General features: G+C 70.8%; 18 protein-coding genes, 1 tRNA gene and 1 riboswitch. Of the genes, 7 read left to right on the plus strand and 12 right to left on the minus strand.

Annotation, left to right across the window (positions count from 1 at the left end; translation table 11 throughout):
- The first annotated feature begins 45 nt into the window (after positions 1-45).
- The gene (locus ABZW18_RS01675) at positions 46-1,392 is read left to right on the plus strand and encodes an FHA domain-containing protein (RefSeq protein WP_356180511.1); all 1,347 of its coding nucleotides are present in this window, start codon (positions 46-48) and stop codon (positions 1,390-1,392) included.
- A gap of 240 nt (positions 1,393-1,632) precedes the next feature.
- On the opposite strand, the gene ABZW18_RS01680 is transcribed toward ABZW18_RS01675, so the two are convergent.
- A complete protein-coding gene (locus ABZW18_RS01680; RefSeq protein ID WP_356180514.1) occupies positions 1,633-2,040 on the minus strand; it encodes a RidA family protein in 408 nt (135 codons plus the stop codon).
- Positions 2,041-2,177: 137 nt separating this feature from the next.
- Here ABZW18_RS01680 and ABZW18_RS01685 point away from each other — a divergent pair, with 137 nt between their 5' ends.
- Positions 2,178-2,558, plus strand: coding sequence for a helix-turn-helix domain-containing protein (locus ABZW18_RS01685; RefSeq protein WP_356180517.1), 381 nt, complete (start codon positions 2,178-2,180; stop codon positions 2,556-2,558).
- A gap of 191 nt (positions 2,559-2,749) precedes the next feature.
- On the opposite strand, the gene ABZW18_RS01690 is transcribed toward ABZW18_RS01685, so the two are convergent.
- Complete coding sequence (locus tag ABZW18_RS01690) at positions 2,750-3,742, minus strand: methyltransferase domain-containing protein (RefSeq protein ID WP_356180616.1); 993 nt, start codon at positions 3,740-3,742, stop codon at positions 2,750-2,752.
- A gap of 336 nt (positions 3,743-4,078) precedes the next feature.
- Here ABZW18_RS01690 and ABZW18_RS01695 point away from each other — a divergent pair, with 336 nt between their 5' ends.
- Both ABZW18_RS01695 and ABZW18_RS01700 read left to right on the plus strand, forming a co-directional pair.
- Entirely contained in the window at positions 4,079-4,483 is a 405-nt protein-coding gene (locus tag ABZW18_RS01695; protein ID WP_356180518.1) for a globin, read from the plus strand.
- Between the two features lie 149 nt (positions 4,484-4,632).
- Positions 4,633-6,267 (plus strand): cytochrome P450, encoded by a 1,635-nt coding sequence (locus ABZW18_RS01700; RefSeq protein ID WP_356180521.1) that lies wholly within the window; start codon positions 4,633-4,635, stop codon positions 6,265-6,267.
- Here the strand turns inward: ABZW18_RS01700 and ABZW18_RS01705 are convergent.
- The 7 genes from ABZW18_RS01705 to ABZW18_RS01735 all read right to left on the minus strand — a co-directional run bounded on the left by ABZW18_RS01705 (position 6,254) and on the right by ABZW18_RS01735 (position 16,573).
- Entirely contained in the window at positions 6,254-7,312 is a 1,059-nt protein-coding gene (locus ABZW18_RS01705) for a hypothetical protein (protein ID WP_356180524.1), read from the minus strand. The genes ABZW18_RS01700 and ABZW18_RS01705 overlap by 14 nt on opposite strands.
- Positions 7,309-7,749 (minus strand): thioesterase family protein, encoded by a 441-nt coding sequence (locus ABZW18_RS01710; protein WP_356180527.1) that lies wholly within the window; start codon positions 7,747-7,749, stop codon positions 7,309-7,311. Before ABZW18_RS01710 ends, ABZW18_RS01705 begins: the two co-directional genes overlap by 4 nt.
- Positions 7,749-9,413 carry an energy-dependent translational throttle protein EttA gene (gene ettA, locus ABZW18_RS01715; protein ID WP_356180530.1) on the minus strand — a complete coding sequence of 555 codons (1,665 nt, stop codon included), beginning with the start codon at positions 9,411-9,413 and terminating at the stop codon, positions 7,749-7,751. The genes ABZW18_RS01710 and ettA overlap by 1 nt, the downstream gene beginning before the upstream one ends.
- A gap of 856 nt (positions 9,414-10,269) precedes the next feature.
- A complete protein-coding gene (locus tag ABZW18_RS01720; RefSeq protein ID WP_356180533.1) occupies positions 10,270-11,676 on the minus strand; it encodes a Cys-Gln thioester bond-forming surface protein in 1,407 nt (468 codons plus the stop codon).
- Between the two features lie 289 nt (positions 11,677-11,965).
- Positions 11,966-12,373: a single-stranded DNA-binding protein gene (locus ABZW18_RS01725; RefSeq protein WP_356180536.1), complete on the minus strand. Its 408-nt coding sequence runs from the start codon at positions 12,371-12,373 to the stop codon at positions 11,966-11,968.
- Positions 12,374-12,698: 325 nt separating this feature from the next.
- Complete coding sequence (locus ABZW18_RS01730) at positions 12,699-14,882, minus strand: GTPase (RefSeq protein WP_356180539.1); 2,184 nt, start codon at positions 14,880-14,882, stop codon at positions 12,699-12,701.
- Entirely contained in the window at positions 14,879-16,573 is a 1,695-nt protein-coding gene (locus ABZW18_RS01735) for a dynamin family protein (protein ID WP_356180542.1), read from the minus strand. Before ABZW18_RS01735 ends, ABZW18_RS01730 begins: the two co-directional genes overlap by 4 nt.
- A 274-nt stretch (positions 16,574-16,847) precedes the next feature.
- Here ABZW18_RS01735 and ABZW18_RS01740 point away from each other — a divergent pair.
- Positions 16,848-16,920 (plus strand) — tRNA-Arg (locus ABZW18_RS01740).
- A gap of 706 nt (positions 16,921-17,626) precedes the next feature.
- Positions 17,627-17,860: a hypothetical protein gene (locus ABZW18_RS01745; RefSeq protein ID WP_356180545.1), complete on the plus strand. Its 234-nt coding sequence runs from the start codon at positions 17,627-17,629 to the stop codon at positions 17,858-17,860.
- Between the two features lie 202 nt (positions 17,861-18,062).
- On the opposite strand, the gene ABZW18_RS01750 is transcribed toward ABZW18_RS01745, so the two are convergent.
- The 3 genes from ABZW18_RS01750 to ABZW18_RS01760 form a co-directional block, all read right to left on the minus strand.
- A complete protein-coding gene (locus ABZW18_RS01750; RefSeq protein ID WP_356180547.1) occupies positions 18,063-18,551 on the minus strand; it encodes a hypothetical protein in 489 nt (162 codons plus the stop codon).
- 34 nt (positions 18,552-18,585) lie between these two features.
- Positions 18,586-19,347: a hypothetical protein gene (locus ABZW18_RS01755; RefSeq protein WP_356180549.1), complete on the minus strand. Its 762-nt coding sequence runs from the start codon at positions 19,345-19,347 to the stop codon at positions 18,586-18,588.
- Between the two features lie 323 nt (positions 19,348-19,670).
- A complete protein-coding gene (locus tag ABZW18_RS01760; protein ID WP_356180551.1) occupies positions 19,671-20,552 on the minus strand; it encodes an MBL fold metallo-hydrolase in 882 nt (293 codons plus the stop codon).
- 11 nt (positions 20,553-20,563) lie between these two features.
- Positions 20,564-20,629: riboswitch (guanidine-III (ykkC-III) riboswitch) on the minus strand.
- A 724-nt stretch (positions 20,630-21,353) separates the two neighbouring features.
- On the opposite strand from ABZW18_RS01760, the gene ABZW18_RS01765 reads away from it, so the two are divergent.
- Entirely contained in the window at positions 21,354-22,673 is a 1,320-nt protein-coding gene (locus ABZW18_RS01765) for a GAF domain-containing SpoIIE family protein phosphatase (protein ID WP_356180618.1), read from the plus strand.
- The last annotated feature ends 263 nt before the right edge of the window (positions 22,674-22,936 follow it).

The following is a 22,936-nucleotide window of genomic DNA, read 5'->3' on the forward strand; positions in this document are numbered from 1 at the left end:
CAATGACGGTCCGGAGGGGCCGAGGTGAGAGGGGGCTGCACCGACATGTCGACTTGCCCGAACGGACACCAGTCGGGTTCCGACGACTGGTGCGAGGTCTGCGGACACCGCATGGCCGGTGCCGGGGCTCCCGCCGGTGCCGTCCCGCCGCCACCACCGCCGGCGCCGGGGCCGCCCGGCGGGCCGCAAGCCCCCGGGGGCGGAGGCTACGGATACCCGAACCCGGGCCAGGGATACCCGGCTCCGAACCCGAACCCTGGTCAGGGATACCCGAACCCGAACACTCCTCCGGGTCTCTACGATCCGAACGCCACCGCGCAGGCGGAGCTGTGCCCGCAGTGCCGGACGCCGCGCGAGGCCCAGGCGCCCTTCTGCGAGGAGTGCCGCTACAACTTCCTGACGCACTCACCGACCTCGTACGCACCGCCGCCGTCCCCGCCGCAGCCCACTGGTCTGCCGCCCGGCTTCCAGCAGCAACAGCAGGCACCGGGTGGAACACAGGGGTTCGACTACCACAGCTCGCGGCCGTCGCAGATGAACCGCCCGGCCGAGCCGCTGGCCCCGCAGCAACCGCAACAGCCACAGCCCCCGCAACAGCCGCAGCCGCCGCCGTCCCCGCCGCAACACCAGCAGCAGCCGCCGCCGCCTCAGCAGCAGCACCAGCAGCCGCACGGAGTCCCGCAGCAGCACCAGCAGCCGCCGCACGGAGTCCCGCAGCAGGCCCCGTACCAGCAGCAGTACGCCGCCGGGCCGCCCCCGGCCCAGGGCTTCCAGGGCCAGAGCGACTGGACGCTGCCCCCGCCGGATCAGGCTCCGGGCCGGGGCCAGGCCCCGGCACAGCCCCCGCCCCCGGCACAGCCCCAGAGCCATGCCCAGAGCGCACCGCAGGCTCCGAACTACGGTGGCGGAGCGCAGCCGCAGGCCCAGCAGGCGCCTCAAGCCCCTCAAGCCCCGCCGGCTCCGCAGGCACCTCAAGGCGGCCAGGGGATGAGCTGGGTCGCGGTCGTGGGCCCGGACCGCGATTACTTCATGGCGATGATGGGTCGCAGCGGTCCCGAGGCTGCGGGCCTCAACCTCCCGGCGTACTCCCCCGCGCAGCAACTCCCGCTCACCGGCGGCCAGATCACCATCGGCCGCCGCCGCAACAGCACCGGCGAGTCGCCCGACATCGATCTGTCCCGCCAGCCGGAGGACCCGGGCGTCTCTCACCAGCACGCGTTGCTCGTCCAGCAGCCCGACGGCAACTGGTCGGTGGTCGACCAGGACTCCACCAACGGCACGACGGTCAACGGCGGCGACGAACCGATCCAGCCGTTCATCCCCGTCCCGCTGAAGGACGGCGACCGCGTCCACGTGGGCGCCTGGACCACCATCACCGTCCACCGGGCATGAGCCACCGGGGCCGGCCGGGGGGCGACGGCGCGCCGCCGGCCCCGTCGGTAACTCATGACAGTGCGACCTCGCCGCAGTAGGGGTCAACCTGCCTTCGTCGTGGTCACGTGCACCTTGGTCGGAGCACATGATCAGACGAAGGCCGCCTCAGCGTCCGGCGAATGACCAGGTGAGCGAACCAGTTCGAGACACCGTTCGAGGCCAGAGATCAAGAACAAGCTCAGGGCGAAGAGCAACTGTTCAGTCGATGATCGCGGTGGCTTCGACCTCGACCAGGATGTCGGGCCCTGCCAGGGCGGCGACGCCCACCCCTGTGAGCGGCGGGGCCAGGGTAACCCCCAGCTTCGCGGCCGCCCGAGCTACCCCCTCCACGAACAGGGGCATCTTGTCGGGGGTCCAGTCGACGAGGTAGACGGTCAGTTTCGCCACGTTGTCGAAGGAAGCACCGACCTCGGCCAGGGCCGTGCCGACGTTGAGGTAGCACTGCTCGACCTGAGCGGCGAGGTCACCTTCGCCGACCGTGACCCCATCGGCATCCCAGGCGACCTGCCCGGCGATGAAGACCAGCTTCGACCCAGTGGCGACCGACACCTGCCGGTAGAGGTCGACCTTCGTCAGTCCTTCGGGGTTTGCCAGGGTGATGGCCATGCTGCCTCCTTGTCATGGAGCCCGTGGGCTCGCTTCCACCGAACCAAGACGCTCGCGGTCTCTTGTGGTTACTTAGGAACCGTAGGAGAGTTTCCCCTGGCATGGAAGAACGCACTTTTCAGTGACTGGGGAACCTCATGGTGACTAAGCAGCTCAAAGGCTCATCCGACGAAGCAGACCTGACGCGCGCGGACTCTCTGGCGAGGGAGATCTTCTCGGACGTCGCCAACAAGTGGGCGCTCCTGATCATCGAGTCCCTCGGTGAGCGCACCATGCGCTTCAGTGAATTGCGGAACAAGGTCGAGGGCATCAGCCACAAGATGCTCACCCAAAACCTGCGCATGCTGGAGCGCAACGGCCTGGTCGAGCGGAACGTGCACCCCACCGTGCCGCCGCGGGTCGAATACACCCTCACTGAGCCGGGCCAAGCCCTCCGGGCGACCGTCGATGGAATGTGTGACTGGACCCACCGCTACTTCGGTCACATCGAGGCATCCCGCCACCGCTTCGACGCCTGACGGGTGAAGCATTCGCACGCGAAGCCATCGGCCGGGCCTCACTTGGGCAGTTCGATGGGCCGGCATAGGCGCGAAAGCCGAGGGGAGGTTGAAGAACAAGCCAAGACCTCAACACCACCCTCAAGACTTCAACTCGCCACGTCCCCATGCGTCCTGCGTCGTTCAGCGATCCCCGCCCCGCCCACCGCGTCTCAGCCCGTGAGCGGCCAGCTGTACGGACCGTCCGGGGCATCGAGCCAAGCCCATTGGCCGGAGCCTTCGACCGTGATGCCGAAGCGTTCGCGCCCGGGCCTGCGTTCGCGCTGCCAGAGGTCGTACGCCTCCCGCGGGTCGAGCCGGCCCGCGGTCAGAGTGAGCATGAAGTTGAACTGCTCGTGTCGTACGGCGCCTTGCGGCAGGTCGCCGGTGTCCAGCGGGGCCGGGTCGGGGCCGCCGCGCAGCGGGACGAAGTAGGCGGGAGTGGGCAGGAAGCGGCCCTCCGCGTGTTCCGCGTCGCTGACGCGCAGGGCGATCAGGCCGGTCGCAAGCGGGGAGAGGATGAGCCCGCCCGGCCGGCACTGGGTGAGCCAGGCGGGCGGTACGGACGTCAGGGCGCACGTCGCCAGGATGCGGTCGAAGGGGGCGCGCGAGGAGCATCCGCGCGCGCCGTCGCCGGTGACGACCGCCGGGTGGTAGCCGGCGGCCGCCAGGTGGTTCCGGGCGGATTCGGTGATCTCCGGGTCGAGGTCGACGGTGGTCACCCGCTCGTCACCGAGCCGGTGCGAGAGCAGCGCCGCGTTGTAGCCACTGCCCGCACCGATTTCCAGCACCTCGTCACCGTCGTGCACGCCGAGCGTCTCCAGCATCCCCGCCATCAGCGATGGCTGGCTGCTGGAGGAGATCAGACCGCCGTCGCGGACGCGCGTGGCCAGGGGCGTGTCACCGTACGCACCGGAGAGCCAGCGGGCCCGGGCGCGCGGGTCGGGGGCGTCGCGCCACAGCCGCTCGAAGCCGGACTCGCCGCTCACGTAGCTCACGTAGTAGTACGGCACGAAGAGGTGGCGCGGCACCTCTTCGAAGGCCGCCCGCCATGCCGGGTCCGTGAGGCCGCCGTTCGCGACGATCCGGCGGACGAGCGCGGCCCGCGCTCTCTCGGCCGACACATCCGCGCCCGGGTCGTCCTCCCCTGCCCGACGGTCGGCCATCTGATCCGTACGGCTCTCCGCGCTCATGCCTCCACTGTGCTGCGCGCAGCTTTTCGGCGCGACACCGCGCGTCCCGGCACTTCCGGAATTCGTGCGGAACGTGTCAGCCGCGAGAGGGCCGTGAGGGCCGGGATACGACAGCCGGGGCGGTCCGGCTGCCGCTCCGTTTCGTCAGCGCTGACAGTGGGTGGCTGCCGGTCGCCCCTCAGCCCGCCGTCGGCTCACCCGCCGGAGGACGCCCGACCTGTACATCCCCTATATCGGTTATGCGGGTGTATCGGTTATGAGGGTCCTAGGCCCCCTGTCCTCGGCCGGACCGTCTGAGACCATGGGAGGGTGAACGAGATTCCGCGTGGCACGGTGCAGCAGCAGACCTTCTACGAGCAGGTCGGCGGGGAGCCGACCTTCCGACGGCTGGTGCACCGCTTCTACGAAGGGGTCGCGGGGGACCCACTGTTGCGGCCGATGTACCCGGATGCGGACCTCGGACCGGCCGAGGAGCGGCTCGTGCTCTTCCTCATCCAGTACTGGGGCGGCCCGCGTACCTACAGCGACAACCGGGGGCACCCTCGGCTGCGCATGCGACACGCGCCGTTCACGGTGGACCGGGCCGCACACGACGCGTGGCTGGGCCATATGCGGGAGGCGGTCGACGAGCTGGGGCTGCCGCCGGAGCTCGAGGCGCAGCTGTGGAGCTACCTCACCTATGCCGCCGCCACGATGATCAACACTGCGGAATGAGCGCCACCGCTCGGGAAGCGGTCGGTCCAGCAGACGTCGAACCGGCGGCCGGTGGTCCGGCGGACCACGATCGGCCGGGCTTCGACCGGACGGCCCTTGATCCCGCAGACATTGATGCCTCAACCTCTGAGTGCACAGGACCTGATCGCGTGGCCCTGGGTACGGCAGCTCCGGATCCGGCAGCTCCGGGTACGGCGGTTGCTGGTGCGTGCGTTCCCGGTACGGCGGATCCCGGTACGGCGGATCCCGGTACGGCCCTCCTTGATCCGTCGGACGAGGCCTTCGCCCGGGACCCCTTCCCGTACTACGCCGCGCTGCGCTCGCAGGGACCCGCGGCCCGGATCCCGCTGGCCAATGGCACATACGCCTGGCTGATCACCGGATACGAACAGACGCGGGCGGTACTCGCCGACCCCCGGTTCTCGAACGTGCCGCCGCAGGCCGCGGGCCGCCCCAAGCCCGACTCCCCGGCGCAGCGCGCCCGCGCGTGCCTCGCCCGCCACATGCTCAACTCCGACGCCCCTGACCACACCCGGCTGCGCAGGCTGACCGCCGCGGCCTTCACCCCACGCCGGGTCGACGCGTTGCGCCCACGCATCGAGGAGCTGACGGCGGGGCTCGTACGGGATCTGGTGGCGCGGCTGGAGCGGGACGGCTCGGCGGATCTGGTCGACGCCTTCGCGTTCCCGCTGCCGGTCCTGGTGATCGGCGAGGTGCTCGGCGTGCCCGAGGCGCACCGTGACGACCTGCGGAAGTGGACCTACCGGGTGGGCTCCCCGGCTGACGCCCTCCCCCAGGGCGAGGTCGACACCGCATGGACGCAGCTGCACGCGTACTTCACCGCGCTGATCGCAGAGAAGCGGTGCACGCCGGGCGACGACCTGTTCAGCGCGCTGGTGCACGACTCGACGGAGGGCGGGCTCGACGACGGCGAGCTGCTGGCGATGGCCTTCCTCCTGCTCTTCGCGGGCTATGAGACCACCATGAATCTGCTGGCCTCGGCCTCACTGTTGCTGCTCAGCCACCCGGACGAACTCGCGGCGGCACAGCGGGACCCGGCCCGCTGGACCGCCGTCGTCGAGGAGTCGCTACGGCACGCGAGCCCGCTCGAGGGAACGACCTGGCGGCGGACGACGGACCCGGTGGATCTGGGCGGGGGAGCGCGCATTCCGGCAGGCGCCTCGGTCCTCGCCGTCCTCGCCGCCGCCAATCGGGACCCGGCCCGCTTCCCCGACCCGGACGCGTTCCGGCCCGGCCGCTATGCGGTTGCGACGACGAACCGGACGCAATCCTGTCCGGCCGCGTACGCACCACCCCACAGGAACCGGGACACCAGGAACGCGCCGGCCACCACGGCCGGGCCCGACGCAGGCTCCACCGCCACGGACAGGCCGCACGCGGGCTCCGGCGTCACGGACGGGACAGGCGCGGATTCAAGCGTCACGGACAGGACGGACGCGAGCTCCGACGGCACAGCCCATCCCCACGCGGACACGGCCGCCGCCGACACGTCCGGCGCGTCCTCGGCCTCCGACGCGAGCGTCGGCGCCCCTGGACCGGCAGCCGATCCGTACGGGACGCGTGCCGCGCCGCATGCGGCCTTCGGGCACGGCCCGCACTTCTGCGTCGGCTCCCGGCTGGCCCGGCTGGAGGCCGCCGTCGCGCTGCCGCTGCTCTTCGACGCCCTGCCCGGACTGCGTCTGGCCGTCGATCCGGCGGAACTCCCCTACCGGCCGGGCCTGTTGGTACGCGGCCCCAGGCAGCTACCCGTCACACAGGCGTGACGGCCAGACCCGGAAGTCCCGCGCGGCGGACGGCGATCGAACCGTAAGACGTACGCAGCCGCAGCCAACCGCCCGCGGCCAGCAGGACCGGTGACTCTGCGGGCGTGGGCGCGAGTACCGTCGTGGCGACCCCCGCCGCCCCATTGCCGCGCCCGAGCGCCGGGCTCGAGGCGCAGGACACAGCGGCTTCGGCGGGCAGCCGTCGCAGGAACCCCAGCGACTGCGCAGCGTGAACGGCCCTCAGCGGGAGGTCGGTGCCGCCGAGCGTGCGCGACCAGATCTCGCGGCCGATCCGGTCGAGCTGTGCGCGGGTGCGGTGCTCCTCCGGGAGCGCCTCGGTGCGAGCCCGGAACTCGGAGACCGCGGTTGAGACCACCCGCCGGACGTCCTCCGGCCCCGGCAGGCCCTCGACCCGTTGCCAGCCGCCGCGCGGCGGCAGCATCCCGGCCCACGGCGGACCCGTGACCGGCTCCGGAACGGTGACCGCCAGGCCTCCGGTGGACTTCGCCGAGGTCGACGCGGAGGCCGATGCGGGGGTCGATGCGCCCGCCGACACCCCCATCGACGCAGTGGTCGATTCGGCCATCGGCGCCGTGATCGATTCGGCAGTCGGCGCGGTGGTCGATTCGACCGTCGATGCACTGGTCGGCTCGGTGGTCGGCGCATCGGCGGCCGACGAGCCCGCGGGCGGTGCATCGGCCCTCTGCGGACCGGCCACCGCCGGATCCACGCCCTGCGGGACAGCCGCCGACGGCGCCGCCGCGAGCGCGGCGTCGAGCGCGTCCGCCAGTTGCCCCGCCGAGACCGTCACATCCAGTGGGCCCGGCCCCCCGGGGCCCTCCGGCCTGCCCGGAGCGACCCCGGCCGCGAGCCGTGCCGTACGGATGGCCAGCACCTCGAAGGAGGCCGGTCTGCCGAAGACCGCCAGCACTCCCCCACCCGACTGCAGGCGCACTGCCGCGCGGCGGTCGTAGTGGAGCAGCCGGGCCAGGAAGGCGGCGAGATCCGCCGTCTCCCGGGCGTCGGCCAGGTGCAGCGCTGTCATGCCGCGACGGCCCCCTCGGGGGTCTTCACGCCGTCGTCCATGTACTCCTCGAGGAGGGTGCGCTCCTCGGCGGTGATCCGGCGCGGCCGGGCCTTGGCGAGGTTGTACGGCACGACGATCGTCGAGGCGCGGACGTAGACCTGCTCGGCGTCCTTCACCTCGTACGCCACCGTCAGCGAGGCCGCGGTGATCTTCGTGACCCACGTCTCGACGACGACCGGTTCGTGCCGGTGGATCAGCGGGCGCAGATAGTCGATCTCATGCCGCGACACGACAGAACCGCCGGTGAAGGAGTCACTGCCCTCCCCCGGCGCCAGCCGGAACATGAAGTCGATCCGCGCTTCCTCCAGATAGCGGAGGAAGACCACGTTGTTCACATGGCCCAGCGCGTCCATGTCCGACCAGCGGAGGGGGCAGGAGTAGATGTGCCGCACCATCAGCCCCGGGTCAGCTTCTTGTACGTGGCGCGGTGCGGACGGGTCGCGTCCGCACCGAGCCGCTCGACCTTGTTCTTCTCGTACGAGTCGAAGTTGCCCTCGAACCAGAACCACTTGGACTCGCCCTCGTAGGCGAGGATGTGGGTGGCGACGCGGTCCAGGAACCACCGGTCGTGGGAGACCACCACGGCGCAGCCGGGGAACTCCAGCAGCGCGTTCTCGAGCGAACCCAGGGTCTCGACGTCGAGGTCGTTGGTCGGCTCGTCGAGGAGCAGCAGGTTGCCGCCCTGCTTGAGGGTGAGCGCGAGGTTGAGGCGGTTGCGCTCACCGCCGGACAGGACGCCCGCGGGCTTCTGCTGGTCCGGGCCCTTGAAGCCGAACGCGGAGACGTACGCCCGCGAAGGCATCTCGACCTGACCGACGTTGATGTAGTCCAGCTCGTCGGAGACGACAGCCCACAGCGTCTTCTTGGGGTCGATGTTGGCGCGGTTCTGGTCGACGTAGGAGATCTTGACCGTGTCGCCGACCTTGATGCTGCCGGAGTCCGGCGTCTCGAGGCCCTGGATCATCTTGAACAGGGTCGTCTTGCCGGCACCGTTCGGGCCGATCACGCCGACGATGCCGTTGCGCGGCAGGGTGAAGGAGAGGTCGTCGATGAGGACCTTCTCGCCGAACGCCTTGGAGAGGTTCTCGATCTCGACCACGACATTGCCCAGACGCGGGCCCGGCGGGATCTGGATCTCCTCGAAGTCCAGCTTCCTGGTCTTCTCGGCCTCGGCGGCCATCTCCTCGTAGCGGGTCAGTCGCGCCTTGGACTTGGCCTGGCGGCCCTTGGCGTTGGAGCGGACCCAGTCCAGCTCCTCCTTCAGGCGCTTGGCGCGCTTGGCGTCCTTCGCGCCCTCCACCTTGAGGCGGGTGGCCTTCTTGTCCAGATACGTGGAGTAGTTGCCCTCGTACGGGTGGGCACGGCCGCGGTCGAGCTCGAGGATCCACTCGGCGACGTTGTCGAGGAAGTACCGGTCGTGAGTGACGGCGACGACGGTGCCGGGGTACTTGGCGAGGTGCTGCTCCAGCCACTGCACGGACTCGGCGTCCAAGTGGTTGGTGGGCTCGTCGAGGAGCAGCAGGTCGGGCGCCTCGAGCAGCAGCTTGCACAGCGCGACGCGGCGGCGCTCACCACCGGAGAGGTTGGTCACCGGCCAGTCACCGGGCGGGCAGCCGAGGGCGTCCATGGCCTGCTCGAGCTGGGTGTCGAGGTCCCAGGCGTTGCTGTGGTCGAGGGCTTCCTGGAGCTTGCCCATCTCATCGAGCAGCGCGTCGGAGTAGTCGGTGGCCATCTGCTCGGCGATCTCGTTGAACCGCTTGAGCTTGGCGATGGTGTCGGCCGCGCCGTCCTGGACGTTCTCCAGCACGGTCTTGGACTCGTTGAGCGGGGGCTCCTGGAGGAGCATGCCGACCGAGTATCCGGGGGCGAGGAGGGCGTCGCCGTTGGAGGGCTGCTCGAGCCCTGCCATGATTTTGAGCACCGTGGACTTACCGGCGCCGTTGGGGCCCACGACACCGATCTTCGCGCCGGGCAGGAAGCTCAGCGTGACGTCGTCAAGGATCACCTTGTCGCCGTGCGCCTTGCGCGCCTTGCGCATGGTGTAGATGTACTCAGCCAAGAGAAACCGTCCGGCAATCGATGTGTGGGCAGATACGCCCTCCCCATCTTGCCGTAACGCTCGCGCTGTACGGAAACCAGATAGGGCTGCTCCCCGGCAGCGGCCCACGCCCGAAGCCCCCGCACAGCGCCTCTACGGGCCCCCGCGCAGGCGCCCCACCACGAATTCCGCACGCCGGCCCCGGGCCGCAGAACCGGGAGTCCCCCGCGCCGGACCCGGGCCGCTGGGCCGGGGTCCGCACACTGGCCCCAGGCCCGGTGGCGGGATCCGCACACTGGCCCCAGGCCGCGGCGGCGGGGTCCGCACGCTTGCACCGGGCCACGTGGAGGGCGTCCGCACGCTGACGCCGGCCCGCGGGGACGGGATCCGCAGCCGGCCCCAAGCCCCAGAACCGGCCCGGAGGATCCGGCACGAGCCGCCCCCGAGCAGTGGGGCCTGCGGGACTGCGCCGCAGGCCCCACTGCTGAGCCGTGCACAGGCCCCGGGCCGCGGAGCGGGCGTGGAGGCGTGACCGGCTATGGAAGATCGGTTGCGGGCTGCGGGGGCCGTCGCGGGCCCTGTCCGCAGGACCCAGCACGAGCCCCGCCACGGAGACCATCTGCCGGGCTCGGCCGCAGGCTCGCGAGAACCCGAGCGGCCAGACCGGCCCCGGGCCCCGCCAAGGACCCGAACCGCCAGACCTTCCCAGGGTCACGTGCAGGCCGGCGCGGGGGCGGCGGGCGCGCCGGGCCCGGTCATGCAGGGCTCGGGTGCGGGCCGGGTACGCGCAGGGCCGGGACCCCATGGGGTCCCGGCCCTCCGTCACACTCCGCAGTGACTCACGCCACGGGGATGACCTGGTCTACCGACCAAGTGGTCACTCGCCCGCCGTCGCCCGCCGCTTCCGCAGGAAGAAGACGGTGCCGCCGCCGACCGCGAGGAACGCTACGGCGATGCCCGCGATCATCGGGGTGGCGTTGCTGCTGCCGGTCTCGGCGAGGTCGCCCTCACCGCCCGTGGAGCCACCGTCGGAACCGCCGGTCGTGGCCGCGCTCGGCTCGGAGACCGGCTCGTCGGTGCCGCCGCTGGGGATTTCGGCGGTCTTGCAGTCGAGGACCCCGGAGAACTTCTTCTCGAAGCCGTTCGGACCGGTGATGGTGAAGTCGTAGGCCTGGTCCTCCGTCACCGGGACGGTGACGGTCTCGGACTTGCCGGCCTCGATGGTGTGCTTGGTGCCCTGCAGCTCGAAGGTGAACGGCTCATCGCCCTCGTTGGAGGCCGTGATGTCTACGCCGCCCTTGGCGCAGTTCTTCTCCGCGGTCAGTGCCGGGCTCGCGCCCTTCTTGGCCCAGTTCGCGGTGGCGGTGGCGGTAACGGTGCTGTCGCTGGAACCGGCCAGGATCTGGGTCTGGCTCTTGGTCTCACTGGCGAAGGCACGGCCGACGGGCACCGTGGTGGTGGCCTGGACCGTCAGCGAGGAGGAGCCGTCGGGGGTACCGGTCGGTACGTCGAAGAACAGCTCGCTGCCATTCAGGGCGCTGGTGACCGGCTTGCCGTCCTTGTTGACAACCTTGACGCCGGTGCCGGCGGCAGCCGCGTCGGGAGTGACCGTCACATTGGCGGCGTCGGTGTTGACCTTGATCGGGCCGAGCCGGTCGCCGGACTTGCCGGAGACGGCGGCCGGGTCGAGGGTCAGTGAGGCCTTCGGCTCATCGAGGTCCTTGGCGCTCTTCTCGAGGAAGTCGGCGAGCTTCTCGGCCTCGGGGTCGACGGCGTCGACCTTCACGTGGTCCGAGTAGCGCCAGATCGCGACCTGGGTGCCCGCGGCCGCGGTCTTCTCGCTCAGCGTGCCCGTACCGGCGCTGCTCGCAAGCTTGCTGAGGTCATTCACCTGCGGGTAGGAGTTCTGCAGGATCCAGCGGATCTTGCCCGCGTCGGCGTTGTTGTGCAGCGACGAGGCGCTCCAGGGCACCTCCTTGTACTCCGCCTGACGCTGCGTCGGGTTGTGAATGTCGATGCAGTACGTCTGGAGCGTGCCGCCGCCGTCGACGTTCATCTCGAAGAGGCCCGCGCCGACGCGCTGGTCCTTCGCGCCCTCCGGGTGGATCACGGCGAAGTCGGAAGTCTTCAGACCGCCGAGGGTCGCGGTGGCGCCGCCCTGGTGCGGGGTGGTGTCATCGGCCGCGGCCGGACCAGCGGTGGCTATCGCGCCGGCCGCGACCAGGCCGGAGGCCAGGACCGCGGCGGCGAGGCGGGCAGAGCCCAGCCTGCGTACAGAAATCATGGATTTCCCCTCCGGGCGAGGCGGTCGCGGGGGATGCGCCTCGCATGAACAAACTCAAGTGCCCCGTGAGTACGTTCGGATCTTAAGGAGAATGGGCAACACGGTCCCCACGAATCACAGTCAGCAACCGATCCGAATCGGAATCGTTATCGCTGAGCCCGTGTCTGACCTGGGATTATCGACAAATCCGCGTCTTAAACCCGGTTGTTTCGGCGACAGTTTCCGCAATACAGACCAATGAGGTCGCAGTGTCCCAGAGACAAAGAACCCGGACATGGCCAATCTGCGGTCAGGAGCGGTAACTCGACGCCGTGAGCGCGGGGTTGGCCTCGGCGACCCGGCGGAACACCGACGTACCACACGCCAGGTCGTGCCCCAGCGCTATCGCCTCGATCTCCGCCGCCGACCGGAGCTTCCCGCCGTACTCGTCCTCCCGTATGTGCAACCGCCCCTGGACGACGAGCGGTTCTCCCAGCGACACCGAGCTGGCCACATTGGCGGCGAGCGACCGCCATGCCCACACCGTGTAGTAGCTGATGTGCCCCTCGGTCCAGGCTGCTCGCCGCCGGTCCCAGCGGCGAGCAGTCGCCGCCAGTCGGAAGCGCGCCACCGGAACACCGTCTTCCGTCTCCCGGAAGTCCACCCCTGTCGCCGCGTTGCCCACCACAGTCACCGTGGTTTCGTGCATCTCGTGCATCCGGACCGCCTCCCCCGACCAGTCATTCGCTGTGTCCCGCACTCCATGCTGCACGCGATCCCGAACAGCCGCTGAGCCCTGTGGACAAGCGCCCGGTTGTGCACAACTCCGTCACCCCTGCGGGAGCTTGCGCCGCACCGACGGACGGCCGCGGCGCCGCGGGACCGCGGACCGCGCGGCGCCCAGCTGACCAGCCGGCACAGATACACATCGGTCCAAGCGGCCCAACGGCGCAGGTGCACCCAGCTGCACCCAGCTGCACCCATGACGGGTACGCGACCGCCCCGCCCCCACTGCCCAACCATCCAGCTGCCCGACTACCCCGCTACAGCAGAGTCGCCGGCCCGGAGCCTCCCGCCGCGACCACGTACTGATCGCGCACCTCGCGGTAGCGCAGCAGCTCCGCGGCCACCGGCTCCAGCACCCGCCTCCGCCCGCAGGAGGCCGCCGCGCCCCGCAACCGCCGTTCCGCCTCCTGCCCGTACCGGCGAGCGGGCCCGCTCGCCGCGGCCCGGCAGCACCACGCCAGTGCAGGCCCGCTCACCACTCCGACGCCCATCAGCAGAGCCGGCAGCAGCCATCCGTCGCCCGGCCCTTGCACCACGGCGCCCACCAGCCAGAGCGCGCCGACGGCTTGGAGCACCAGCAGTACCCCCTGGAGCGCCGACGCCGCTGCCCACCAGCCCGGCCCGGCCGGCCGTGCGGTACCGGCCGCCTGCACCGCGGCGGCCTCGTCCAGCGCGTCCGGCAGCCGCTCCGCGCCCCGTACCGCGGTGTCCCGCACGATCTGGGCCCAAGCGTCGGGCAGTCCCTCCGACGCCTCGTCGGCCACCGTCCGAACGGCCTGTTCCACGATGGCGCGGGCGGTGCACGGCGCCTGCCCCGCCGTGGAACCGGCCCGGTTCCCGGCCTGCTCAGCGGGCGCCGGGCCCGGCGAGCGCTTGGCCTCGTACCACCGGCGCAGCTGGGCCCAGGGCGCGCCACAGGCCAGTTCCGCGTACCGCTGCCACTCACGCTGCGCCGCCTGCCCGGCGGCCACCGCGCCCACCGCATCCGCCAGCCGGTCCTCGAAATCCGCGCGCGCCTGTTCGGTCAGCCCGGTGCGCCCGTCGGCCAGATAGACCTGGCGCAGCCGCTCAGCCGCACCGTCGACGTCCGCGGCGAGCCTGCGCTCGGCGGCGCCGCCCTCCGCGCTGAACCGGCCCAGCTGACGGCGGAGTTCCGCGACTCCCTCACCGGTGAGGGCCGAAACGGGCAGTACGGTCGCCCCCGGCTCGCCGTGCTCGCCGAGCGCGAGCCCGTCCTCGTCCAGCAGCCGCCGCAGATCGTCCAGGACCTGGTCGGTGGCCTCACCCGGCAGCCGGTCGATCTGGTTGAGGACCACGAAGGTGACCTCGGCGTAGCCGGCGAGGGGCCGCAGATAGCGCTCGTGCAGCACCGCGTCCGCGTACTTCTCGGGGTCCACGACCCACACCACCGCGTCGACGAGTTCGAGCAGTTGGTCGACCTGCTCGCGGCGTCCTGCGACGGCCGAGTCGTGGTCGGGCAGGTCGAGGAGTACGAGGCCGCGCAGCACCGATTCGTGCAGCCGTTGCGGCCGGCGGCGCAGCCGTTGCGGGATGCCGAGCCTGTCGAGCAGCCCGTCCGCGCCCTCGGACCAGGTGCAGGCGACGGGCATGGAAGTGGTCGGCCGGCGCACGCCCACCTCTGAGAGCGGTGCTCCGACGAGGGCGTTGAACAGGCTCGATTTGCCGCTGCCGGAGGCTCCGGCGATGGCGATGACGGTGTGGTCCAGGGAGAGCCGGTGGCGGGCGGCGGCCTCCTCCAGTACGCGGGCGGCCTCGGCGAGCGTCCGGGTGTCCAGCCTGGCGCGCGACAGCCCGATGAGCTCGCGCATCGCCTCGAGTCGGACGCGCAGCCCGCGGCTGTACCCGCCACCCCGCCCGGTGGATGCCCCAGGGGCGCGTACGGCGGGCGTGCGTCCGCCCTCCACGCCGGGGTACTCCGGGCGGGGCGGTACGACGCCGGTGTCCTGTCCGGCGCGCGGCTCGCGGAAGTGCGCCGGGTGCCCGCAGTCACCTTCCTCCGCAGGACCACCCCGCTCGGGCGCACGGCGGGCGATCAGCCCGTCGTCCCATGCCCTGGAGGCGTCGCCATTGCGGGGGTCCAGGGGCGCCCCGTCATCGGTGTACGCCCCTGCCGACCGCTGTCGCGCCGTGGCGCCGGGAGCGCTTGTGGCGCCGGGAGCGCTTGTGGCGCCGGGCGGGCGTACGTCCTGCGAGCGTGCGTCCTGATGGTCCGCCGGGTCGGCACCGCCATCCCCGGGTGGCTGATCTGCGGGCATCGCGCGCTCCGCGGGCACCTTTTGCTCACCCGGCGCCTGCCCGGCCCCCGCCTGGGGGTCGAAGGCTCCCCATGGGTCGTGGTCGGAGGGAGCGGGGCCGGGTCGGTCCGTGGGCTGCCCGGGGTCACCGGGCCGGTCGGTGGCGGCGGATGTCACCGCGGTCACCTCTCCTTCTGCAGTACGGACAGTGCGGCAATCAGTGCGGCTTGCTGTTCGGGGGCGACGTCGAGGGCGTCCAGCGGGGCCAGGCGACGGTCGCGCTCGCCGCTCAGGACGCGCTCCAGGCACCGGGTCAGCAGCCGTTCGCCCTGGTCCACCAGCCGTACGGCCGCCTGAGCACCCAACGTGTCCGCGAGCGCGTCGCCCGCCGCCCGGCCCCGGACACCGCCCAGCAGCGCGGCGCCCAGCAGGACTGCGGCACGGTCGGCGTCCGCACCGGTGGGGCGCTCGAGGCCGTGTACCTCCTCGTCCGCCAGCTCCTCCAGGCAGCGCCGCCAGCGCCGTACGGCAATTCCGATCCGGCCCGCGGATTCCGCGGCTCCCAGCCTGCTGCCGATTTCGTTCGCGGACACCGGTGTCCGGCCCTGCCGCCAGGCCTGCTCGGTGCGCTCGTCGGCGTCGGCGACCGCGCAGCACAGCAGGGCGGCGAGGCTGTCGGAGAGTGCGTCGAGGAACTCGCCCGCTCCGCTGTCGTGGGGAAAGCCGCGCCACCGGGTGAGGGCGTTGCCCGCGAGCACCCCGCCCGCGGAGAGCTCACACCGGACCCGCGCGGCCGCCTCGCCGTAGGCCACCTCGACGCAGTTGGCCAGGCGCATCGCGGCGGCGTGCTGCGCCGCGGCTGCCGCGGCGAGCGCCGGCAGCCGGGAGTTGAGCGAGTTGATCACCCCGCGGGCCGTACGGGCCGTGGCGATGGCACGGGCCTCCGGATCCTGCGCGCGGTGAACGAGCCAGTCGCGCAGACCGGCCACGGCGTTGGCGGGCAGCAGACCTCGGCCCACGCCTGCGGACTCGGGCAGTTCGGGGATGGTGAACCGGGGCGCGTCCCTGAACCCGGCCTTGTCGAGGAGCGCGCCGTACTGGCGGGAGACGTCGGCGACAACTTGATGCGGCACGCGGTCGAGCACGGTGACGAGGGTGGCGTCGTACTCCTTGGCGGTGCGGAGCAGATGCCAGGGCACCGCGTCCGCGTACCGTGTGGCGGTGGTGACCAGCACCCAGATGTCGGCGGCGCAGATCAGCTCGGCGGCCAGTTCGCGGTTGCGGGCGACGAGGGAGTCGACGTCGGGCGCGTCGAGGAGGGCGAGACCGGGCGGCCAGGTGTCGACGGTCTCGACGCGCAGCGCGGGCGGCTCGTCGTCGTTCCCGGCGACCGCCTCGTAGTCGTATGTGTCGTACGTGTCATACGAGTCGTAGTCGTACCCGTCGCGGGCGTCATCCGGGAGTCGCTGGCCACGCTGATGGTGTGAGCCGTCAACGGACTGCATGCAGACCCGGGTGAGGTTCGGCAGCACGCGCTGTCCGGTGAACCAGTGGTGATCGTCGGGATGGCAGACGAGGACCGGAGTGCGGGTGGTGGGTCGGAGCACTCCGGCCGCGCTGACCTGGCGGCTGGCAAGCGAGTTGACGAGCGTGGACTTGCCGGCGCCGGTGGAGCCTCCGATGACCGCCAGGAGCGGCGCATCGGGGGCGCGGAGCCGGGGAACGAGATAGTCATCCAGCTGTGCGAGGAGTTCGGCGCGGTTGCGACGGGCGCGAGCCGCTCCCGGCAGGGAGAGCGGGAAGCGGGCGGCGGCGACACGGTCGCGCAGAGCGGACAGTGCATCGAGCATTTGGGGTCGTACGTCCAAGGTCGCCACATGCGAAGAATGCCCAATTTTGGAATCGTTTTGAAGCGTATGACCGCCCTGCGCGCCGACCGGAGCAACGTGTTACTGGTGTGACTTCTGGGGCTCAGGCATAACGAGTGCACAACACCCCTCGCCTGGGACGCGAAAAGCGATGCACGATTCGTACCTGCCTGCGATTATCGGGACCGCTTCACCGAACCTCCACAACGTGTCACGGAGGTGAAGCAACCGGGACCAGGCGTACGGAGCCCTATCCTTGTCCCGGTCACCGCGGCCACTTCCGGCCCCCGTAGCTCAGTGGATAGAGCAGGCGCCTTCTAAGCGCTTGGCCGCAGGTTCGAGTCCTGCCGGGGGCGCATCTTCCTTCCCGTCTACAGCCCGCTCATGGCGGAGGGCTTTTTCGCAGGTCAGACACTGCAAGCTCGCGGATTCTGCGGGGCCGGTCAACCTACTCGAGCTGAGCAGGTCGACCGGCCCCGTCCGGCTGTCACCGGGTTTCTGCGGGTGGCCACGGTGAATACACGGTGGCGTTTTCTGGGGTCCGCCCGTCGGTCCTCGGTGTGCAAGTCCGGCAGACCGCCTTCCGCGTCGATGCACTTTTCAAGATCACTCAGGTGTCCGACGACGCACCGGGCGTGGACGGCGAGGAGGACCGGGACATTGTTGCCCGTCCACTCACAGGGGGCCGACGGCAGGGGGATGGAGATCGGGAGGACGCGCACAGCGGCGTCCGAGCATGCGATCGCGCTCTACCAGCGCCATGGACTTGAGGATGCCGGACAGGTCGGTGATGTGATGCCCGGCGGGCAGAGAGAACACGTCATGGCAAAGACGCTCGCTTCTTAGCGCTCATCGACCGTCCCACCGGCGGCTGCCCGACTTCGCGGACCGGCGTAGGTGTCCGAGGCTGGACCCGGGGCTCGCTCCGGGCAGTCGGTCGGCTGATCGTCCCGCCCACCCCCCGACTCGCTTGTCGTACAAAGTGGTTCGCTCTGTATCGTGATCCACCGAAATCGACCATGGGATGCCGCCAGGCATCCCGCACGAATCGGGGATCATCAAGTGAAGAAGCTCCTGACCACCGCGGTCGCGGCCGTGGCCATCGCCACCCTCGGGGCCACCGCCCAGGCCGCGAGCGCCGCGGCCCCCATCAAGCTCGTCGCCGGCCCCTTCTCCACCAAGGCGAAGTGCGTGCGCTACCTGGGGAGCAACCACGACCCGGACCTCAAGTGCCAGTACTTCCAGCAGAGTGCGGACGGTGAGCTGAGCAAGGGCTGGTACGTCCGCGAGTACTGATCCAACGCCCCGGAACAGGGGGCCGACGGTTACGTCGTCGGCCCCCTCTTCCGTCTATGGGGACGCTGGAGGAGCCTCGCAGCCCCGCTCAGGCGTCCGAGGCAACCCTGATATGACTTGCGCTGCCGAGCGAGGAGGTCGACCCCGACCGGTCTGCCTGCGCCGAGCAAGGAGCCCTGACTCCCCGTCAGGAAAGCTGCCGTCATCGTTGCGGTGTCGGGAAGGCGACCGGGCTGCGGTTGCCTTCCCGGTTCACCGCGCGGACGCCGAAGAAGACGTTGTCCTTCGACAGATCGACCATATGGCTCGTCGCGGCGCCGACCTTGATCACATGGGTCCACTCCGGCGCGGTCGTCTCGCGCCACACCACCTCGTACCCGGCCAGGTCGGGTTCCGTACCGCGCTCCCACACCAGCTCCGTGGAGTTGGTGAGCACGCTGGTAGTGATCTTCGCGCCGCGCGGGGGGCCCGGCGCCTGGGCGAGGGTCCACAGGGCCGCGGCGTTGACGCGGGCCACGCGCGCGATGTAGCCGAAGTCGCAGAACCCCGGCAGGCCGCCGTACCGCTTGCCGTCCTCGACGCGTACGTCCTGGTGCTGGTGCGCGAAGTCCTCGGCCGGTTCGGTGAAACGGGCCGCGGAACAGCCGCGTTCGAGGAAGAGGAAGGGGATGTGGTCGCCGCCACGCAGCACAGTCCGCCGGGCAGCAACGCTTCAGGGGCTCGCTTCAGGGGGCTTCCGTGTCCGCTGCCGAGCCGTCGCCGCCCTGAAGGCGCGCCAGAGCCAACGCTTCGATCACCGTCTCGGCGGCGCGCACGTAGGAACGTGCTCCCTCCGGTGTCAGGGCGACATCACCCTCGTGTACGACTCGGTTTCTCAACATCTGCAGGTCGTTCGCGACGCGGTGCAGATCCGCGTTGAGCAGACCGTCACGGCCTGCCGTGTTCAGTGCCTGCCCCGCCTGCGGCGGCTTTCCGCTTCGCTGCTCCGGCATCGTTTGTACGAGAGCGTCCGACAGCGCTCGCCACGCCCCCAGCACCGCTTTCGTGGGGTCCAGGTCCGCCTGGCGTCGCAGGACAGCGAAATCCTTCGCAGGTGACTTCGACTCCGCGTAACGGGGAGACTCCTGCGGCCCGGGCGGCCCGGGCGGCCTGGGACCACCTGGGGCCGGGACCCCGGGGCCCTGCGTTGCCGGTTGCTGCTGCGCCGGACCAGGGGATCCATAAGTCGGCCAGGACGGCCCCGTCGCAGCAGGAGGTGGCATCTGGCCGACCACCTCGGCTGCCAGTTCCTGGGAGACCTCATCGGCCTCTTGAGCGATGGCACCGGCTTGTTTGTCGAACAGCGTGACCGTACCCACCGGTGTCTCCACCGACTCCAGACGGTCGAAGAGGGCGCCGACCTGCTTCTTGAAGAGCACACCCAGAACAAGCACGATCACGGGCCAGATGAGTACGCGCAGATACTCCAGGGCCAACGTCCAAGACATCCCCGCATCTTGTCAGACGGCCGGTGCACGGGGAGTTGGCTTCGCCTCGCGCTCCCCGCCGCCCGGCCGCCCCGCCGCCCCCGCTCGCGGTGATGTCGGTCCCAGCCGACAACTTGCGTCAGTCAGTACCAGCAGAGCCGGAAAGGCCAGGTGCGACTGACGCTCTGCCTCTCGAAGCTCGGCCGGTAGGCGAGACCATCGCCCTGCTCACGCGCGCGTGCCCGGCCGGACAACGACGCGTACACGGCGAGGAGCGAGAACAGACATCCGGCTCGCCACGGGTGGTCGGAGGCTGAGGCACGCGAGCCCCCAGCGCGTCCCGGTCATGCCTCGTCGGGGCAGATGATGAAGTCCGGGAAGGCCCGCCGACTGGGCCGGCCACCCATCTCATGGATCGCACGGCACAGGTCGCGCAACTGGTCGACGGTCATCTCCAGCGGCGGCTCGTCCGGCTGGTACGTGGTGCGGACGGGATAGTCCACGCCCGGTCGGCCGGCCATCTCGATGTGGCAGCCGAGGACGTGCGTGACCGGTCGGGTGTCGGCGAACGCGACCAGGCGGTCGATCGTGCGGCCGAAGGCGGACCAGTCCTGCACGTACAGCCGGCCGGGGTAGACCGTGTCCCCGGTGAGCAGGAATCCGGTGTACGGGTCGTAGAACGTGACAGCCGCCTCATGGTGCCCGGGGGTGGCCAGGCACTCCAGCACCCGGCCTCCGAGGTCGACCCGGGCCGGCCTGCCGGGGTCGTCACCGAAGCCGAAGTACTGCCAGGCGCTGCTCAGTTCGGCGTCCACCACGACGGTGTCGGGGCGGACGGCGAACTGGGAGTCGCCCGCGATGTGGTCGCTGTGGGCGTGGGTGTGCAGGACGAGCAGTGGGTAGCTGTCCCGGGGGTACCGGGCGAGCCGGTTGCCGATCAGTTCGTCGACCACCCGACGCAACGGGAAGTACTCGGCGGACGAGGTGGCGCCGGTGTCGATGAGCACGGCCCGGGTGTTGCCGAGCATCAGGAACATGAACGGTGCCTCGTAATGGACCGCCATGTTCTGCCGCATGATGAACGTGTGTTCGTCGTAGGCATATACCTGGATCTCGGGGTCGGTGTCGTGCTTGGCCGACGGTGATCCGTGGATCCAGCTGACGTCCATCGCACGAGGCTCGGGCGCATCGGACGTGAAGTCGATCAACTGCCTGTCTGCGGCCATACCGTCTCCAGCGAGCGTCGTCTTGGCAGGCCGGGTACGGCGCACATCTCGTCCGGGGCAGCACACCGACTGTCGCCACCGGAACGCATCATAAGTGCAGACCAGACGGTCGGCGACCTGGTGCGGCGGCGCAACCCGGCCCCGCCCTGCCCGGGCCTGCCGAACGCAATGTCCCTCGCCCGGAGCGGCCGGGCGAGGGACGTTGCGGTGCGGCTGCCCGAGGCGCGAGTGCCTCGTAGCGGAGGGTCAGTTGACGCATCCGGGGACGCTGCCGGGCGGCGGCAGATGTTGGGGAGATTGCCGGCAACCGAGCTGTTGACCAGGGTGACGGAGACGCCGTTCTGGAAGATTCCGCCGCCGTCGGCCGCGGCGCTGTTGGACACGACGGAGCTCCTGGTGAGGGTGGCTGTGGCGTCGTTGAACAGCCCGCCGCCCCGCGATCCGGCAGCGGTGACGGTGTTGGAGAGGAGGCTGGTGGTGTTGACGTTGAGGACGCCGCCGTTGTTCCGGCACGGGCCCCGAAACTCGGACGGGCACGGCAACCGGCACGGGCTCCGGAACGGGGACGGGGACGGGCATAGGCATGGGCACCGGAACAGGCACCGGCGCCGCCAAGATCTGAAGCGCCCCGGCGCACCCAGCGCCGACCGCAGCGCACTCCGCGCCCCGCCCGTAAGCCGGCCTTCCGCGCTGGTGGACGTCCTGTGGACGTCCTGCCGGCTGTCCGTAGGATGACCGTCATCGTGCCGGGGAGGGACTCCTTCGGCGGAGCCGAGGCCTTGGCCTTGAGGAGTGGATGTGGTGACGGGCGACGGCATAGCTTCGGAAGATCGCGTGGCGGAGCACGAGCGGTTGGCGGCGGTGCGTCGCTACGCGATCCTCGACACCCCTCCCGACGGGGCGTTCGACCGGGTGGCGGCCCTGGCGGCACGGATCTTCGATGTGCCGATCGCGTCCGTGACGATCGTCGATGAGGACCGGATCTGGTTCAAGGCCCAGCAGGGCCTGCCCGAGGGCGTGACCGAAATCGGCCGGGAGCCGGGCCTGTGCGCCTCGGCGATCCTCGACGGCGAGCCGTACGTCGTCACCGACGCCCAGCAGGACCCTCGCACCATGGCCAATCCGCTGGTGCACGGGGAGTTGGGCGTGCTGTTCTACGCGGCGGCCCCGATCATCAGCGCGGACGGCCACCGGCTGGGCACGGTCAACGTCCTGGACACCCGCGTGCGTCAGGTCACCGAGGCCGAGATGGCCACCCTTCAGGATCTGGCCACCATGGTGATGGACGAGCTGGAGCTACGGCTGTCGGCCATGCGTACGGTGGCCCGGGAGCGTGAGCTGCTGACCCGCGTCGAGGCGGAACGCGCCCGGCTGGCACAGCTCGCCGGCACGCTGCAGCGCACCCTGCTGCCCCCGGCGCTGCCCCCGGTGCCGGGACTGGAAGTCGCCTCGCACTACGAGATCGCCTCCGCCGACCAGGTCGGCGGGGACTTCTACGACCTGTTCCCCCTGGACGGCGACCGGTGGGCGTTCTTCCTCGGCGACGTATGCGGCAAGGGCCCCCAGGCCGCCGCTCTGACGTCGCTGGCGCGCTATACGATGCGGTCCGCCGCCGTCTACGATCCCGACCCGGTCTCGGTGCTGACCAACCTCAATACCGTCTTGCAGCACGAGGACCAGGCCGAGGACCCGCGGTACCTCACAGCGCTGTTCGGCGTGCTCGACCGCGACGGGGACGGCTTTACGGTCACACTGGCCGGCGGTGGCCACCCACCGGCCCTGGTGCTGCGCGCGGGCGGTTCGGTCGAGCAGGTGCACCCTGCGGGCGGACAGCTGATCGGCGTCCTCTCCCAAGCGCACTTCGCCCAGGTCACCGTCGGTCTGACGCCCGGGGACGCGCTGCTGCTCCACAGCGACGGCCTGACCGAGGCCCGGACTCCGGAGTGGGACAGGCTGGGCGAGGAAGGCCTGCGCAGGCAGCTGACCGGGCTCGCCCCCGTCACAGCGGGCGGGCTGCTGGCCCATCTGCAACGCCTGCTTGCCGGCTTCGGCGCGGGGCTGTCGGACGACACCGCCCTGTTGGCGCTCTCCGTACCCGCGGCGGGAGTCCGGAGCGACTGAACGGGATCGATAGCGACTGAACGGGATCGATCCGCCTTCGTCCGAACGGAACAACCGCCGTCCGAACGGAACGACCGCCGCGTCGCACAACACTGTTCGCGGGCGCCCGGGCCGGCGGCCGGCGGCGGCTCGCCGCATCGGCGTGGTCACGGCATCGTTGGGCAGGCGCGCACAGGAGGCACTACACATGATCACGGATTCACGAGAGAGCGACACTGCCCGGGCCCGGCACGCCCCCGGCCGGCGGCTCACGGTGGACAGGA

The organism is Streptomyces sp. NPDC004647 (genome assembly GCF_040609575.1).
Lineage (GTDB): Bacteria > Actinomycetota > Actinomycetes > Streptomycetales > Streptomycetaceae > Streptomyces.